Annotated in this window: 17 protein-coding genes; all 17 read left to right on the top strand. The window is 45.5% G+C overall.

Translation table 11 applies throughout. The annotated features are described in order from the left end of the window. The first annotated feature begins 1 nt into the window (after window position 1). The 17 genes from VL525_RS18230 to VL525_RS18150 are packed head-to-tail and all read left to right on the top strand — an operon-like array spanning window position 2 to window position 16,562. Window positions 2-979: a glycosyltransferase family 2 protein gene (locus tag VL525_RS18230; protein WP_325388470.1), complete on the top strand. Its 978-nt coding sequence runs from the start codon at window positions 2-4 to the stop codon at window positions 977-979. Between the two features lie 4 nt (window positions 980-983). Next, window positions 984-1,685, top strand: coding sequence for a hypothetical protein (locus VL525_RS18225; RefSeq protein WP_325388469.1), 702 nt, complete (start codon window positions 984-986; stop codon window positions 1,683-1,685). A gap of 15 nt (window positions 1,686-1,700) precedes the next feature. After that, a complete protein-coding gene (locus tag VL525_RS18220; RefSeq protein ID WP_325388468.1) occupies window positions 1,701-2,579 on the top strand; it encodes an FkbM family methyltransferase in 879 nt (292 codons plus the stop codon). Between the two features lie 10 nt (window positions 2,580-2,589). After that, complete coding sequence (locus VL525_RS18215) at window positions 2,590-3,741, top strand: glycosyltransferase (RefSeq protein ID WP_325388467.1); 1,152 nt, start codon at window positions 2,590-2,592, stop codon at window positions 3,739-3,741. Then, window positions 3,738-4,988 carry an acyltransferase gene (locus VL525_RS18210; protein ID WP_325388466.1) on the top strand — a complete coding sequence of 417 codons (1,251 nt, stop codon included), beginning with the start codon at window positions 3,738-3,740 and terminating at the stop codon, window positions 4,986-4,988. The genes VL525_RS18215 and VL525_RS18210 overlap by 4 nt, the downstream gene beginning before the upstream one ends. Continuing rightward, window positions 4,957-5,934: a glycosyltransferase gene (locus VL525_RS18205; RefSeq protein WP_325388465.1), complete on the top strand. Its 978-nt coding sequence runs from the start codon at window positions 4,957-4,959 to the stop codon at window positions 5,932-5,934. The genes VL525_RS18210 and VL525_RS18205 overlap by 32 nt, the downstream gene beginning before the upstream one ends. Further along, on the top strand, window positions 5,924-7,135 hold the full coding sequence (locus tag VL525_RS18200) for a glycosyltransferase (RefSeq protein WP_325388464.1): 1,212 nt from the start codon (window positions 5,924-5,926) through the stop codon (window positions 7,133-7,135). Before VL525_RS18205 ends, VL525_RS18200 begins: the two co-directional genes overlap by 11 nt. Then, entirely contained in the window at window positions 7,135-8,112 is a 978-nt protein-coding gene (locus VL525_RS18195; protein ID WP_325388463.1) for a hypothetical protein, read from the top strand. Before VL525_RS18200 ends, VL525_RS18195 begins: the two co-directional genes overlap by 1 nt. Next, window positions 8,109-9,386 carry a glycosyltransferase gene (locus VL525_RS18190; RefSeq protein ID WP_325388462.1) on the top strand — a complete coding sequence of 426 codons (1,278 nt, stop codon included), beginning with the start codon at window positions 8,109-8,111 and terminating at the stop codon, window positions 9,384-9,386. The genes VL525_RS18195 and VL525_RS18190 overlap by 4 nt, the downstream gene beginning before the upstream one ends. Next, the gene (locus VL525_RS18185; protein ID WP_325388461.1) at window positions 9,383-10,276 is read left to right on the top strand and encodes an FkbM family methyltransferase; all 894 of its coding nucleotides are present in this window, start codon (window positions 9,383-9,385) and stop codon (window positions 10,274-10,276) included. Before VL525_RS18190 ends, VL525_RS18185 begins: the two co-directional genes overlap by 4 nt. After that, entirely contained in the window at window positions 10,273-11,430 is a 1,158-nt protein-coding gene (locus tag VL525_RS18180; protein WP_325388460.1) for a glycosyltransferase family 4 protein, read from the top strand. The genes VL525_RS18185 and VL525_RS18180 overlap by 4 nt, the downstream gene beginning before the upstream one ends. A 25-nt stretch (window positions 11,431-11,455) precedes the next feature. Beyond that, window positions 11,456-12,859, top strand: a complete 1,404-nt coding sequence (locus VL525_RS18175; protein ID WP_325388459.1) for an exosortase Y-associated Wzy-like protein — start codon at window positions 11,456-11,458, stop codon at window positions 12,857-12,859. Continuing rightward, a complete protein-coding gene (locus VL525_RS18170) occupies window positions 12,856-13,995 on the top strand; it encodes an XrtY-associated glycosyltransferase XYAG1 (RefSeq protein WP_325388458.1) in 1,140 nt (379 codons plus the stop codon). Before VL525_RS18175 ends, VL525_RS18170 begins: the two co-directional genes overlap by 4 nt. After that, window positions 13,988-14,608: a class I SAM-dependent methyltransferase gene (locus VL525_RS18165; protein WP_325388457.1), complete on the top strand. Its 621-nt coding sequence runs from the start codon at window positions 13,988-13,990 to the stop codon at window positions 14,606-14,608. The genes VL525_RS18170 and VL525_RS18165 overlap by 8 nt, the downstream gene beginning before the upstream one ends. Continuing rightward, on the top strand, window positions 14,605-15,477 hold the full coding sequence (locus tag VL525_RS18160; protein WP_325388456.1) for a glycosyltransferase family 2 protein: 873 nt from the start codon (window positions 14,605-14,607) through the stop codon (window positions 15,475-15,477). The genes VL525_RS18165 and VL525_RS18160 overlap by 4 nt, the downstream gene beginning before the upstream one ends. Next, window positions 15,458-16,024 carry an exosortase Y gene (gene xrtY / locus VL525_RS18155; protein WP_325388455.1) on the top strand — a complete coding sequence of 189 codons (567 nt, stop codon included), beginning with the start codon at window positions 15,458-15,460 and terminating at the stop codon, window positions 16,022-16,024. The genes VL525_RS18160 and xrtY overlap by 20 nt, the downstream gene beginning before the upstream one ends. Further along, window positions 16,011-16,562, top strand: coding sequence for a putative colanic acid biosynthesis acetyltransferase (locus VL525_RS18150; RefSeq protein WP_325388454.1), 552 nt, complete (start codon window positions 16,011-16,013; stop codon window positions 16,560-16,562). Before xrtY ends, VL525_RS18150 begins: the two co-directional genes overlap by 14 nt. Window position 16,563: the final 1 nt, after the last annotated feature.

Below are 16,563 nucleotides of genomic sequence, written 5' to 3'. Positions count from 1 at the left end.
TATGTTGGAATACCCGTTAGTATCCATCATTATACCTGTTTATAATTCGGAAAGATACCTGGGCGAGGCTATTAAATCGGCAATAGGCCAAAGCTGGCCCAATAAGGAGATCATTGTTATAGATGACGGCTCGACGGATGATTCATTGAAAATTGCCAATAGTTTTGGGCAGGGCTTAGTTGTTTGCACGCAAAAAAATAGCGGGGCAAGTGCCGCACGCAACCACGGCTTTTCAAAAGCCAAAGGCGATTACATCCAATTCCTGGATGCCGACGACATACTTGGAGCAGATAAGATAGCAAACCAGCTAAAACTACTGCAGCAAAACCCGGGGAAAATAGCGGTGTGCAGTACGGTACATTTTGCGGACGGATCAGATCATACCAAAAACAAGCCTTCGGAATATGAAGAAGAATTTCTTACAGACGCTAAGCCTTTGGACTTTCTGATCAATTTGTGGGGTGGGTATACCAACAAAGGCTCGATGGTACAGCCCAATGCCTGGCTGGTGCCAAAAGCCATTGCCGATAAGGCCGGCAAGTGGAACGAAGACCTGTCCCTCGACGACGATGGTGAATATTTTTGCCGCGTGATACTGGCTTCGGAAGGTATTGTGGTAGCCCGCGAAACTTTTAACTATTACCGGAAAAATCCGGGCCATACGTTATCAGGCAAACGCGATCTGAAAGCTTTGCAAAGCCTGTATCTTTCTATTTGTTTAAAGCAGCAACACTTGCAGCCGTTTAGAGATGAATTAACAGATAAAACCATGGCCCGCGCCTTTGCTTCGTTGTTAGTGCTTACTTATCCGCAGCATAAAACATTATCTGCTGAAATTTTCAAAAAGATAGAGGAACTGGGCGGGTTCGGATACCTACCGGTATTGGGCGGCGGGGGTGTAGAATTTTTAAAGAAAACCTTCGGGTGGAAAACCGCACGAAATATCCAGTATTACTACGCCAGGGTTTTCAGGAACTAATGATATGATAGCCGTTGTTTCATCGACCATAAAACCTGTTATACAAGCTGGAAAAACCCTGAGCGCTTTTTCATTTGAAGAACGGCTCGATCAAACCAAACATACCCTGACGCGGCTGCGCGAATGTGGATTTGACGCTATTTTCCTGGTGGATAATTCACCGCTGTTAAGCCAGACGGAGCTTGAAGGCCTGCTAAGCGACTTTGTAAATGTCAAAGCCTTTCACCTGCTGCAATACCAATTCCAAAACAAAGGCATTACTGAACTGCTGATGCTGCTGTTTGCAACTGATCATTTGCCACCCGGTCAGCCTGTATTTAAGATAAGCGGACGCTATTATCCCTCAGCTGATTTCAAGAAACCAGATTTTGAAGATTTTGCCGTACGGAAATATGTTTTCGAAAATAAAGCAGAGATGATATCGACCCGCGGGTATTGGGCGAAGGACGCGAAAACCCTTGAACATTTTCTGCTGTGGTGCCTTGACGAGGTTTTTGCTTACCCGGAAAGGGTTGTAGGCATCAAGAGCTTTATCGGTAAACTGTTCCGTAAAAAAGATATTATCAACAATCCGTTAAATATTTCCATTGAATTGGCAGCGGCAAATATTTTGAAGAAATATAACAACCGGGTAAGCCTGCTGGACAATATCGGCATCGAGGGTTACGTTGCCGGCATTGGCCATACCGAAAAAATAGTCGAATAAATCATATAGCAAAGCATGCAAAACGACAGCTTATTTAAAAAATTCATCAGCAGGATCAGCATCAACGATGCAGGCGGCCTGGCTTGTTATTGGGGACGGCGAAATGTTTTAGTTCCAATGCTGCTGCAAAAAATGGGTGTTAACAAGGAGGTGAATGTCCCCCTGTTTTTTGGCAGCAGGATGAATGTTATTACCGGCGAGGTTGTTTCGACAAATATTATAGGTTTCGGGTATAGCGAGGTGGCGTTAACAGCATTAATGTTAAAGGTTGTTACAAAGGGTCAAAATATAGTGGATATAGGTACTCATTTTGGTTACGAGGCATTGCTGGCATCGGTACTGGTGGGAGAAACAGGCAGTGTGAACTCATTCGAACCTAATCCGCATACTTTTGCCATCGCTTCAAAAAATTTAAATAAGCCCAATATCAAACTGCACAATAAAGCCGTTGGGGACCATAATGGCAGTGTTAAAATGCAGGACAAGCCCGTCACCGAATCGGCCTTTAATTATGTTTCGCACGACAACAGTGAGGACAACCTGATAGAAGTTGACCTCGTCACACTCGACTCGGCGCTGGCTGGTCGTAAAGCACCTGTCGATTTTATGAAATGCGACGTGGAAGGGTTCGAGATGCAGGTGCTGAAAGGCGCTGCGGACATTATTACAAAGGACAAACCCTTAATGGTGTTGGAAGCTGATATGCCGTCGGAGAGTGACCAAAGGGCCAATGAGATCAGCAAATTCCTTTCAGAGTTTGGCTATAAAGGTTATTCATTCGACCTGAAAGACGATAAATTAGTTATCGCTGACCTGCACAGTTTCGCGGTATCCCACGCCAATATCTTATTTGTTCATCAATCGAAACAGGCGGTTATTTCGGGGCTGTTATAAGGGATCCATTTTGAATATATTTTTATCATTCTTTCAATCCGAATACAGGCATCCCATACCGGCTTATGATTTCTGGCAGTATTACCTGAAAAACGGCATAGAAGAAGCCGGTGTAAAATGGGCCGAGTGCCCTGGTGCTGATTGGGCTTTAGGGTTGGTACCGAAGGACAAACACGGCCAGCAAAAGTGGAAGGACGATACGTGGGGTAAAACGGTAGAATGGCTGAAGAAAAACCCGGCGGATATCTTTCTAAGCTATTTATATCCGCAGCAAGTCGATATCTCAGCGGTAAAGGAAATACAGAAAATGGGCATCCCGTGTGTCAATTTCTTTTGCGACCATATAAGAGACTTTAAAACTCTGCCGCCCGAATTCAAAGTATTTGACCTGACCTGGGTTCCGGAATATCAGGCAGTCGACTTTTATAAAAAAGCCAAACGCCCGTTTTTGAACCTGCCGATGCCCATGTGGGTTGAACCAAAGCGCCGCGTGGCAGGCGAAGAAAAGCTGGAACAGGTTACCTTCATCGGCTCACGGGATATACAGCGGGTGCTGCTGTTTGAAGAAGTGATGCACCTCGATCCTAAATTACCGCTAAAAATCTATGGCAATAGCTGGGAACAAGGGGGCACTGCCTTCCGCGAACCGGGGAGCGGGTATACGCTATCGAAAAAAGTAAAATACAATCTTGACTTTATAAAAAAGCATGGCCTTGCCGCATATTACCGCAAAGTTGAACACCGCGGCATCCAAAAAAAACTAAAGAACAACCTGGGCCCGGTTGTCAACTCATCGCCGGGGTTTGAAGACTACAACCTGCTGACCACCCGGAGCATGATAACCCTTGGGGTCAACCGCTATCCGTCGTTTAATTTCCCCTCCTCAAAACCGGGTACCTACTCAAGGCTGCGGGACATCGAGGCGCCAATGCTTGGGGCCTGTTACCTAACGGAATATGCAAGCGGCATTGCAGAGTTGTACGATATTGGCAGCGAGATCGCCACCTATCGTAATGCGGATGAAATGATCGGCAAGATCAGGCAACTCGAAGCCGACCCTGCGCTGCGGAAAAAATTAAGAACAAACGGGCAGAAACGGGCGCTTAGAGATCATACCATCCCCAACAGTATTAATAAGATACGACAGGCCCTCAACTTATGACCTTTTTAAAACAAACCATTTCGCCACCGGGCTTAAAACACACGTACAGTATGCGGGTGGAACAGTACCGAGGCGTGTGTGCGCTTTTAGTTTTGCTGGCGCATGGCTCGGGCGACGAAGGAATGCTGGTGAATAACTTCAGGTGGCCGAATATGATCCATTATTTCAATGCAGGTTTACTGTCGGTCATGGTATTCTTTTGCATATCGGGCTATGTGATCGGCCTAAACTATGACCGTAATAAGATCAAAATAAAGGAGTATCTTAAAAAAAGGGCCATCAGATTGTTCCCGATATACCTGTTTGCATTGATACTTTGCGTGCTGGTTGCGGGCTTCCCCCAATGGCATGTACTGCTTGGTAACGCTTTGTTCCTGCAAACCGACCAGACCTATTTCGGCATAAGCATTCCTATTTTTGTCAACTACCCGGCATGGAGCCTGAATTTTGAAGTAGTTTATTACCTGGCATTCATCGGCATATTTTTTTGGCGGCCGGCCGTGTGGAAGATACTATTGATCATGGCGGCGATCACTATCCTGTCCTTGTTCATGGGCGATCACCTGGTGCTGTTGTCAGATTACGTTAACGGCTTTTATTTCTGGATGATGGGTCTGATGATCGCCTGGAAGATATTCGATACCACCGACAGTGAAGACATTGCTGTACCATTTTTTAGCATATTGTTTTTACACATGAGCCTCCATCATCTCAATGTGGGCGAAATTGCAATGCATTTATTGGGTATCCATACCTTGAACAATACCAGTTGGCTATTCAATATTCCATTTTCATTGATGGTAATGTGCACACTGACCGGGAGAAGCAACAGCTTTTTAAAATTCAACAAAATACTGTGCTATTGCCTGCCTGCCATGGTATTCCTATACCTCGGTATCAACCACCGGCTGACCGAAGACACCAGGTGGGTAATGTGCCTTATCTTTTGGATATTATCATTGATCTTTTATTTTGAAAAAAGGGTATCCGGATTTGTACTCAGTAAATTAACGGGTCTTGGCAAAATATCCTATGCCCTGTACCTGATACATGTCCCTGTAGCGAAACTGATCAAAAAAACAATATTTATCCAGAACCAGGGGTTAGAAGTAGCTGTAAAATACAGCTTATGGATAGTCATCACTTTCGGATTAGCCTATCTTTTGGAACGTCGATTGCAGCCGGCTATCAAAAAGTATTTTTCTGCAAAACAAGTTGATAAACATCTATTTCAGACACCCGCCTGAAGGGGACAAGTTTTTACCCGGCGACAGGTATATCATTCCACTGATAAGGAAACTTATCCGAAGGAAACGGACCAGCGGCATGAAAAAAGTGTTCCTTGGGCTTTGCCGGGGGCTGGACGAACTTAATATTCCTTACAAGGCCAATCCGCCTTTTAAAAAGATCAAACCAGGCGATGCGGTTATCGTGCTGGGTGTGGGAAGATATGCATTAGAAGGGTATAACCGCCCCAACAAAGTAATTGCCGGTATCGGTTTGATGACCCTGCCTACTGCGTGGCCCGACCTGTGCGAAAAATACCCGGTAGCCAAATACCTGCAGCACTCGGAATGGACTAGGGACATTTATGTTCCTTACTACGGTGCTGATGTTTGCGACCTTTGGGCCGCCGGGATCGATACAAAAAAATGGTTCCCGGATAATTCTGTGGAAAAGAAATATGATGTATTGGTTTACAGCAAGATCATGTGGAACAGGGAGCAGACAGCCCAAGAAGTAAAACAGCCGATACTGGATTACCTGGACAAAAAAGGGTTATCGTACCAGGTGATAACCTACGGTAAATACACCGAAGACGATTACCATACTGCGCTGGCCGAAAGCAAAGCTATGATATTTTTATGCGAGCACGAAAGCCAGGGCATTGCCTGTTGCGAAGCATTAGCAATGAATGTGCCTGTGCTGGCATGGGACCAGGGGAAATGGCTCGACCCGGTTCGTTTCGAGTTGAAAAATCCGGACGTGCCCGCTACATCTGTTCCGTTTTTTGATGAGACTTGCGGGATGAAGTTTAAGGATATCAGGGAGTTTGAAAACAACTTTGAATTATTTTGGAAAAAAGCGTCGGCAGGCGAATTCCATCCCCGGGATTACATCCTTGAAAATCTCACCATAGAAAAAAGCACGCGCCGTATGCTGAGCCTGATTACGGAGGTGTATGGCGATTAAACATATCTGCATCGTTACACAATCTCATTTATGCCGCAACCCCAGGGTGTTGAAAGAAGCGCTGACATTGGCGGAGGCAAAATTTCGGGTCACCATCGTCAATAGCACCTATAGCGCTGCATTAGCCGCTGAAGATATAGGATTGATAAACACGCACGACATTAAAATTGAACCCGTATCCGCATTGGAAAAAGGTGGCTTTCGGGCCTTTAAAGACAAGTTAATAAAGAAGATCGGCGATAAAATGGTTAGGGTATTTGGCGTACAAACGCCAATGGCCCTTGGTTATGGCGCCGGGCGATTTGTTAACGCAGCGCTAAAACCAAATGCCGATCTGTATATTTGCCACCAGGAAACAGGGCTTTATGCCGGTGTAAAGTTGATAGGTAAGGGGAAGCAAGTGGCGTTTGATTTTGAAGACTGGTATTCTGAAGACCTTTCGGAAGAAGCCAGGCTTGAGCGGCCTATCGGACTGCTAAAAAGACTGGAAAAAACAGCCTTGCAAAAAGGAGTATTTTGTTTTACAACATCAGACGTAATGGCCGCAAAACTGGCCGAAACTTACGACGCTCCCATACCCGCCACGCTCTACAACACGTTCGGTGTTGACGAAAGCCTTTTAACCATTCCCAAGCGGTACACGCCACCGGTCAAGCTTTTTTGGTTCTCGCAGACTATCGGTCCGGGTCGCGGATTGGAAGAATTTATCGGGCTAATGAGCCAAATCGAAACCAGGCTGGAACTTCATCTGCTCGGGGCTGTGTCCGAAAGTTATAAAAACGAACTCTCAAATATACAGCATACCCATCCGATATTATTTCATCCCCTGGTTAGCAATGAAAAGCTGCCAGCCAAAATTGCGGAGTTTGATGTTGGCCTTGCGCTTGAACTGGACAAACCGCTTAACAGGGATCATACCGTTACTAATAAGCTTTTTCAATACATCGTTAGCGGCCTGCCTGTCATCGCCACAAATACAAAAGGGCAACAGGAGGTGATCGGAAAATATGGAGGCGGTGTATTGATTGACATGAAAGATACAGACACTACCTTGCCGCAGTTGCGGGAACTGTTAAATAACCCGGCCCAACTTCTTGAATTAAGGCAGCAAGCTATCTACGCAGCTTCGCAGCTCGACTGGGAGAATGAAAAGGGCAAGATATTGAACAAAATAAACCAATTACAAATCACAATTGATTAATGGACAAGGTTTCATTAAAAATAAGCATCTCCCCGAGGGATTTTCGCATTCTAAAATATTTACTTCCTCACCAGTTAAAAGTATGGCATGGGCAGGTCGACGAAGTATTGATCGTTTTTGACTATCACGGCTACGATAAGGGACCGTATAAAAAACAGATAAGCCAGATCACTGAATTTATTTGTGAACTGGAAAAAGAGTACCCCAAATTATGCCTGGTAGCCGTTGATTATTCGGATGAAGCAAAAGCTGAAGTAAGCCGGGCGTACTTTGGCAACAAAACCGTTCCTGAAAAAACACATCGCTACGGGCCTTATTATTCGTATTTCTATGGTTTATACCATACCAAATACGACTATGTGATGAACCTTGACTGCGACCTGTTCTTCGGTGGTAACAATCCAAACTGGACCAGGGAAGCCGTTGCGTTAATGAAGTCGGACGCGTCGGTCATTACCTGTAGTCCGCTCCCCGGCCCGCCTACAGCGGACGGTAAATTGGTAACACAGGCAGGCCAGATGGATGATTCTGAGTTACGGAAAGTGCTGTTCGACAGTTTCAGCACCCGGATATTTTTCGTTTACAAACCTTCGTTCATCAGCCAGCTTTGCCCGATACCTGTTGAAGTGGCCGAATTATCGTCGCTGGTGAGGGCCGTAGCCAAACGTAAACCGATATGGGCGTTGCCCGAAGATATCCTGACCAACACGATGCGCAGGAAAAAGCTTAAACGTGCCGACTTTTTAGGTACGGGCGAGGGCTTGTGGTCGTTGCACCCGCCGTTCAGGAACGAGGAGTTTTTCGAAAAACTACCCGAACTGGTTAAAAGGATCGAAACAGGCGATATTCCCGATGCGCAACGTGGCGATTACGACATTAACGATTCCATGATAAATTGGGACGATGCCTGGGAAGAACTGAAGAATGCCAGCATAAAACGAAAAATTTACAGTGCGCTCGGCGTAAAAAAGTCTTGAAAAAACTGCTGATCATTTCTCCTTTTTTTCCGCCGTCTAACGCAGCCGATATGCAAAGGGTACGCATGAGCCTGCCTTATTTTAAGCAGTTTGGCTGGGAAGCAGAAGTAGTAACCGTTGATCCCGCCTATTCGGAAATGGTTAAGGACGACCTGCTGATGCAAAGTGTGCCACCGGATATTCCTATACATTACGTAAAGGCATTCAGTAAAAGCTGGACATCTAAATTCGGGTTGGGCAGCCTGGCGTTACGTTCGATGATTTTTTACCGGGCTAAAGTCAGCCGGATATTGGAGAGGACCCATTATGATCTTATTTATTTTTCAACTACGCAATTCCCATTATGTATACTGGGCGCTTACTGGAAAAAACGTTTTGGCGTGCCTTATGTCATTGATATGCAGGACCCCTGGCATTCCGAATATTACAAGAGTAAGCCCAAACATGAACGCCCTAAAAAATACTGGTTTTCGTACCGTTTAAATAAAAACCTGGAACCTATAGCGATGAAAAGCGCCGGCGGATTGATAAGTGTTTCCGACGACTACATTACCGACCTGAAAACCCGGTATCCGGAAATAAAAAACATACCAGCGGCAACCATAACATTTGGTGCGTTTGAACCGGATATGCAGATAGCTAAAGATAACGCAGCAAAATTTGAGCCTTTACTCGATAAACGATCCGTCAGCCTGGTCTATATAGGTCGCGGCGGCGCGGATATGTACAAAGCGGTAGCTAAACTATTCAGGTCGTTAAAACAAGGACTGGAAAAGGAGCCTGAAAAGTTTAAAAAATTCAGGGTTTATTTCATCGGCACAAGCTATGCTCCGGCAGGTCAGGCTAAGCAAACTATTATGCCTGTAGCGGAAGAGTTTGGAGTTAATAATATGGTAACGGAGATCACCGACAGGATCAGTTATTTCCACACACTGGCTACCTTACAGCAGGCAGACGCTTTGTTTATACCTGGTTCGGACGACCCCCGGTACACCGCATCAAAAATATATCCGTACCTGCTGACAGAAAAGCCGCTGCTGGCCATATTTCACCCGGAAAGCCCCGCAATTGAAGTGTTGAATGAATTTGGTTTGGAGCATGTATATAATTTTGAAAATTCCGCCGAAACGGACGAACAGATATTCGATTTTCTAACTCAATTGGTTGAGGGAACATTGGTATCTCCAAAACTTAATATCGAAGCAGAAAAGAAATATTCGGCTGAAAATATGACCCGGAGGCAATGCGAGCTTTTTGAACAGGTGGTACTATGACAGATTTCAGGATAACCTACGATTTTTTCCTTAGTCATCCTTTAATCAAACGCCACCCCATCAGAAGTTTTTCAGTGTTTTTATGGTGGCAGTTGCAAAGCAGGCTCCGGCCCTCCAAATTTTTTGAAAAGAATTTTATCCCGCCTTTAAAACTTTACGCCCGCAAAGGATTGGCCGGGGCGACAGGTAATCTATATGCCGGCTTACACGAGTTTAACGAAATGGGGTTTCTTTTACATGTACTGAAGCATGGAGACACCTTTTTTGATATAGGTGCTAACATCGGGTCGTACACACTTTTAGCGTCGGGGATATGCAAGGCTAACAGCGTAGCCTTTGAGCCTGTCGCTTCCACATTCGATATATTGGCCCAAAACATAGCGCTTAATCAGTTACAGGATAAAGTGATATTGAAAAATGCGGCAGCAGGGGCGCGCGAAGGAAATATCCTTTTTTCAACCGGCGAAGATACCACCAACCATGTAATAGCTAACGATGAACCAGGCGATCCGGAAAGTATAACTGTACCTGTTCTGACTGTGGATGCTCTCGCGGCAAATCAACCGCCCTTGCTTGTCAAGATCGATGTGGAGGGCTTTGAAACCGAGGTTTTAAAAGGCATGCCCCAACTGCTTGATTCAAGTATCCTGAAAGCCATAATTATTGAATTGAATGGAAGCGGCGACCGGTATGGTTTTAATGATGATGCCATTCATCAGCTTTTAATAAGTAAAGGGTTCCGTCCATGCAGTTACGATCCGTTTTCGCGTAAACTTACCATCCTGTCAACTTACCAAACTGAAAATATCATCTATTGCCGCGACCTGGACCTATTGAATGAGCGGGTGAAAACTGCTGCAGCTATAAAAGTAATGGGCGAATTGATATGAAGAAGCGCCTGGCCGTCGTAACCACGCACCCCATACAATATTACGCACCCATTTTTAAGCTGCTTAAGCAAAGGGGTGCAATTGAAATAATGGTATTTTATACCTGGGGCGAACAATCAGCAAAAAAATATGATCCGGGTTTTGGCGCGACGGTCAGCTGGGATATACCGCTGCTTGATGGCTATCCTTATACCTGGATTGAAAATACATCCGCTGATCCGGGCACGCATCACTATAAGGGGATCATAAACCCTGAACTAAACCATCAAATCAGCGACTGGAAACCTGATGCCATTATGGTGATCGGCTGGGCATGGCAGAGCCATTTAAAGACCATCCGGTTTTTTAAAGGTAATATCCCGGTTTATTTCAGGGGCGATTCGACCTTATTGGCGGAACCAAAAGGCATTAAAGGGTTGATCAAATCAATATTCCTTAAGTGGGTGTATAAGCATGTTGATGTTGCCTTTTATGTCGGCATCAACAATAAAGCCTATTTTAAAAAATACGGGCTAAAGGACGATCAATTGGTTTTCGCCCCGCATGCGATCGATAACGAACGCTTCGGGCAAGATTGTTCTGTACAAGCAAATGAGTTGCGGTCGTCCATCGGGTTAAAGCATGATGACATACTCGTTTTATTTGCAGGTAAGTTCGAACCTGTAAAAAACGTGGCTCTATTAGTTTCAGCTTTTATAAAACTTAACCGGCCGGGTGTCCACTTGCTGTTGGTTGGCAACGGCATGCTCGAAGGGCAGATAAGGGAATTGGCTGCTAATGACAGAAATATCCATTTTAAAGGATTCACCAATCAGTCCGAAATACCAGGCGTGTACCAGGCGTGCGACCTGTTTTGCCTGCCGTCCGTCAGCGAGTCGTGGGGTTTAGCGGTAAACGAGGCGATGGCCTGCGGCAGGGCGGTTTTGGTTTCGGACACCGTGGGCTGTGCCGCCGACCTGGTAAAAGAAGGCAGCACCGGTTCCGTGTTTAAATGCGGGGATGAAAACGACCTGCTTAGCCATTTGGAGTTATTAACGCGTTCGAAGGAAGAATTGACTAAATTCGGTGGCAATTCAAGAGACTCCATACAGCAGTGGAGTTTTGCTAATATTGCCGTGGCTATTGAAAATAAACTTTGCCCTGATAACGCGTGACCAACGGCTGTTAACCATTTAAAAAATGAAGAAAGCGCCATTTGAGCGATATGCAGTTTTGTATCTTCCCTGGATCCTGTCGCTTTTATTCGCGTCCTCTCCGCAGGCGTCTTACCTGATAGCCTGGCTGGGATCTTTTTTCATTTTTTACCTTACCCTGAGTGGTTGGGTAAAACCACTGCCCCATGACCTGAGCATGGCCGAACAACTCATGCGGCCTATCCTGCTGGTGCAGATCATATTTGCAGGCTATACTTGCTGTACTTCTATTTTCTTTTACCTTAATGTACTGGGTTACCAGGATTTTCATAAGATCAGCAAATACTATCTTATCGACTACGAATTGCTGGAACATACCGCCCAATGCCAGCGTTATTATTGTCTTGGCCATGCGGCGTTCGTTACCGGTATCCTGGCGTCTATGCGTTACCCGGTACAAAAGAAATATTATATCGAACATGAAAAGGTCGCCAATTTACTATTTGCGGCGGCTATCATTTCATTTCCTGTTTCCATCATTTTTCAAAAAGTCCCCGGGTTAACACAGTTTTCAAACCAGTTCAGCTCATTAAGTTTCATCGCGGGCACGCTCGCCCTTGCGTTTGCCATACCCCAGCACAAGATATGGAACACGCTTATCTGTATCATCCTTTACGTATTCAACTTTTACCAGGCGCTAATTTCCGGTTATAAAGAACCCATCATCATCAGCGTGATGGTTTTGGGCATATTTCTTTACCCTACCTATAAACGGCTGGTAACCGTTATTTTCGTTCCGCTATTGCTTGCCATTTTCATGCTTCTGCCAACCTACAACCGCATATTTCGTCAAAATGCCTGGGCGGAAGATGTCAATGCCGACGAGGCGTCGCAACTGGCGCTTGATGCTGCATTGGGAAAAGGCGGCTCGGATGACGACAGTAACTGGGGCTTCCTGACCTACCGGCTCAGCGAGATAGAAATGTTTAACGATTTTGTTAAATCGACCCCTGATAAGATCGACTTTTATGGCTTCCAGTTGCTAAAACAATCTGCTATTGCCGTCGTTCCGCGTATCTTCTGGCCGGGCAAACCTATAACGGAGGACCTGGTGATGGAGCGGGTGTACGATGCCGGGGTGGTTTACCGCGGCTCCAATGTTTCGGCAAAGCCGGCATATATTGTTGACACCTATCTGAGCGGGGGCACCCTTGGTGTATTCATCGGCATGCTGATCTACGGTATAGTGGCCCAGGTCATTTCGCAAAATGCCGAAAAGCTTTTCGGCGGCTATGTTTTGGGCACCGCGCTGATATTCAGCGGGCTTTTCCAGATCATGTGGCGGGGCCTTAGTTTCGAGTTTTTGATCAATTCCGTTTTTTGGGCGTATATCAGTATGCTGCTTATTCACAGGCTATTATTAGCTACGCATACCTTGAAAAAGATTTGAAACTGCTCCAGGTAAATGCATCTTATAAACCCGCTTATATTTATGGCGGGCCTACCATGTCGGTATCCAAATTAAGCGAGGAGATGGTACTTGCCGGAACAGAAGTAGAAGTTTTTACAACCACCGCCAACGGGCCCGATGAACTGGAAGTTGAGCATGGGAAAGCTATCAGTATAGACGGTGTCAAGGTTACCTATTTTAAACGCCTTACAAAAGATCACAGCCATTTTTCGCCTGCGTTGTTAAAACACCTGTGGCATACCGTTAAAAGTTTCGATGTGGTTCACGTCCATGCCTGGTGGAACCTGGTATCGGTACTATCATGCTGGATAGCTGTTAAGCGTGGCGTACCCGTTGTAATTTCGCCGAGAGGCACTTTAAGCGCTTACTCATTTACCAATAAAAACAACTTATCGAAAAGTTTGATGCACAGCCTTATCGGGAAGCGCCTGTTAAAAAAAAGCGCCATTCACGTAACTTCTGACAGGGAAAAGCAAGCGATGGAGGAACTGATCAGCCCGAAAAAAATATTCAACATACCTAATTTCATCAAGCTGCCCGATCAGGTCCCGTTCCTGTCGCCACCGGACGACGGCTGCCTGAAATTGATCTTCCTTTCGAGAATTGAAGAAAAAAAAGGCCTTGAGATATTATTTAATGCGCTTACTTCGGTAAACATCTCTTATCACCTTACTATCGCCGGTGACGGAGACCCTGTTTATGTCCAAAAACTCCGGGCATTGGCGGCGCAACTGGATATTGCCAAAAACGTCACCTGGCTGGGTTTTGTAAAGAATGACAAATTTGAAATTTTGCATCAGCATGATCTGATGGTGCTTCCGTCTTATGATGAAAATTTTGGCAACGTGGTGATCGAAAGCCTGGGCGTAGGAACGGCGGTACTGATAAGCAAAAACGTTGGTCTTGCTAATTATGTGGAAGAGAATGGTCTGGGTTGGGTATGTGATAACGATACGGGTTCGTTCAGCAAGCTGATCAATTTGATAGGGAATGAAAAAGATCAATTAAACCGCATCCGGCGGGAAGCCATAAACCGTATAAAGAACGACTTTAACGAAGAAGTGCTTAGAAAAAAATACGTGGACATGTACGCTCAAATCATAAATAATGGCTGATTATAAGGATTACGGTTTTACCACCGGCAGCCCGGCGCATACATTCGGCTATTTGCAGGAACCTTTGATGGCATTGCTGGATAAGCAGAAAAATCAAAGCATACTTGATTTGGGTTGCGGTAACGGATATCTGGCTACCTATTTACTTAAGCAAGGGTATAACGCTTACGGCACTGATGCATCGGCTGAAGGTATAGCGATAGCCAAACGAGAATATCCTGACCGGTTCTTTTTACAGGACCTTTCGACCGGGAAATTGCCGGATGAACTGTTATCGGCCAGATTTGATACCATTATATCCACCGAGGTCATCGAACATTTGTACGACCCGGCAGGTTTTATTGATTTTTGTAAGAAGTGCCTCCCTAATGGCGGTGAATTAATTATTTCGACCCCCTATCATGGGTATTTGAAAAATCTTTCGCTCGCCCTATTCAATCATTGGGATAAACACCTGAGCCCCGAATGGCATGGCGGGCACATCAAATTCTGGTCGAGAAAAACATTAAGCAAACTACTGACCGATAAAGGATTCCGGGTAACTGATTTTAAAGGGTGCGGCCGTATGCCGTATTTTTGGAAATCCATGATCATCAAAGCAGAACTCAATTGAGCGCACAATTTTCCTTCATCATCCTGACTTTTAACGAGGAGCTTCACCTGCCGAGGCTGCTGGAATCTATCAGCGGACTTGGTGCCCCGGTATTCATATTAGATTCGGGAAGTACTGATACGACAGTGGAGATAGGCACGCAATACGGCGCACAATTTTTACAGCATGCTTTTGAGAATCATCCGAAACAATGGGATTTTGCACTCAGGAATTTCGCGGTCACGACGCCATGGGTCATTTGCCTGGACGCCGATCAAATTGTCACCCCGGAACTGAAGACACGATTGCGTGATTTTAAAGATGAAGATCATGCGGGGATAGATGGGATCTATTTCAACCGGAAGAATTTCTTCAAGGGCCGCTGGATAAAACATGGCGGGTATTATCCTTTTTACCTGTTAAAAATGTTCCGTTTTGGTGTGGGATACTCGGATACAAACGAAAACATGGATCACCGTTTTATCGTCCCGGGCAAGACCATCGTTTGGAAGGACGGCATCATCCTGGAAGAGAACCTGAAGGAAAACAACATCCGTTTCTGGATAGACAAGCATAACCGTTACAGCGACCAGGTGGCGCAGGAGGAAGTGGAACGCATGAAACTGGCCCGCACCCAAACTGTACAGCCCAATTTTTGGGGTTCGCCGGATGAGCGTACCGCCTGGCGAAAACAACTGTGGTGGCGGCTGCCGCGCTACGTGCGGCCTATGCTTTACTTTACACAGCGCATCATTTTCCAATTGGGTTTCCTCGACGGCAGGACCGGCATCATTTTTCATTTTTTGCAGGGGTTTTGGTTCCGGCTTATTGTGGACATTAAGATAGACGAACTATTAAAACAGGAAAAGAATGGAAAAGCGACTATTTGAAAAAGGCTCGCCTTTACGGTTCCTGGCCGTATTCCTGTCGCTTTTCCTGCTGTTCTATTACTTCAACATATTCTTTTTCGGCATCACTTCGCCGGGCAACCATTATAACGATTTCCTGGCCAGGCATTTTAATTATATACAAGCTTTACGCACATTTTTGCTGGCAGCTACGAAAACTGTGCTTTCCTGGTTTGGCTTTACGTCGATCTACAACGAAACTGAAATATTGGTGGTCGGTAAGGGTACGCTCATACTGATCTACTCTTGCCTGGGGTTAGGGCTGATGAGCTTTTTTAGCGCTTTTGTTATTGCCTACCCCAAAAAATTGAACTCCAAGATCCTGTTTCTCATTTGCGGGCTCGTTGTTATACAAATTCTCAATATCATTCGTTTTGTTTTGCTGGCAATCTTTTGGCAGCATCGGGATGGGTTGATACTCGACCATCACACTATTTTTAACATCATTATTTACCTGATTATCGGTTTAAGTCTTTACATTTGGGTGAAGTCAGCCGAAAGAACATCCGCAGGCCATGCAGAAAACTGATCTTTCAGCCTATAATAATTCCCCTTACAACCCCGGGGGAAATGCTTTGAAAAGGGTGCTTTGGTATTATACCAATATTCTTTTTTTCAAAAGTGCGCTGTTCCCATTTTATGGTTTTAAAGTAGCGCTTTTGCGGGCCTTTGGCGCGAAGATAGGCAGGAAAGTCCAGCTCAAGCCAAGCGTCAACATCAAATACCCCTGGAATCTGACAATCGGCGACGAGGTGTGGATAGGCGAAAATGTTTGGCTGGATAGCCTGGCGATGATCAGCATCGGTTCGAATGTATGTATCTCACAGGGAGCGACATTGCTCACCGGGAGCCATAATTATAAAAAAAGCAGCTTCGACCTGATAACCAGGGGCATCACGCTCGAAGACGGCGCCTGGATAGGGGCCGGTGCGATAGTGAACCTTGGAGTTACCGCCCGTTCGCATGCCGTACTTACAGCCGGCTCAGTAGCCACAGGCGACCTGGAAGCTTACGGGATATACCAGGGTAACCCTGCAGTCAGGATACGTGAACGAATAATAGAATGAT

Origin of the sequence: Mucilaginibacter sp., from assembly GCF_035492695.1 — a bacterium.
In the GTDB taxonomy this organism is placed as follows: Bacteria; Bacteroidota; Bacteroidia; order Sphingobacteriales; family Sphingobacteriaceae; genus Mucilaginibacter.
The sequence above is the reverse complement of the archived record's forward strand: the minus strand, read 5'-3'. Positions and strand labels throughout refer to the sequence as shown.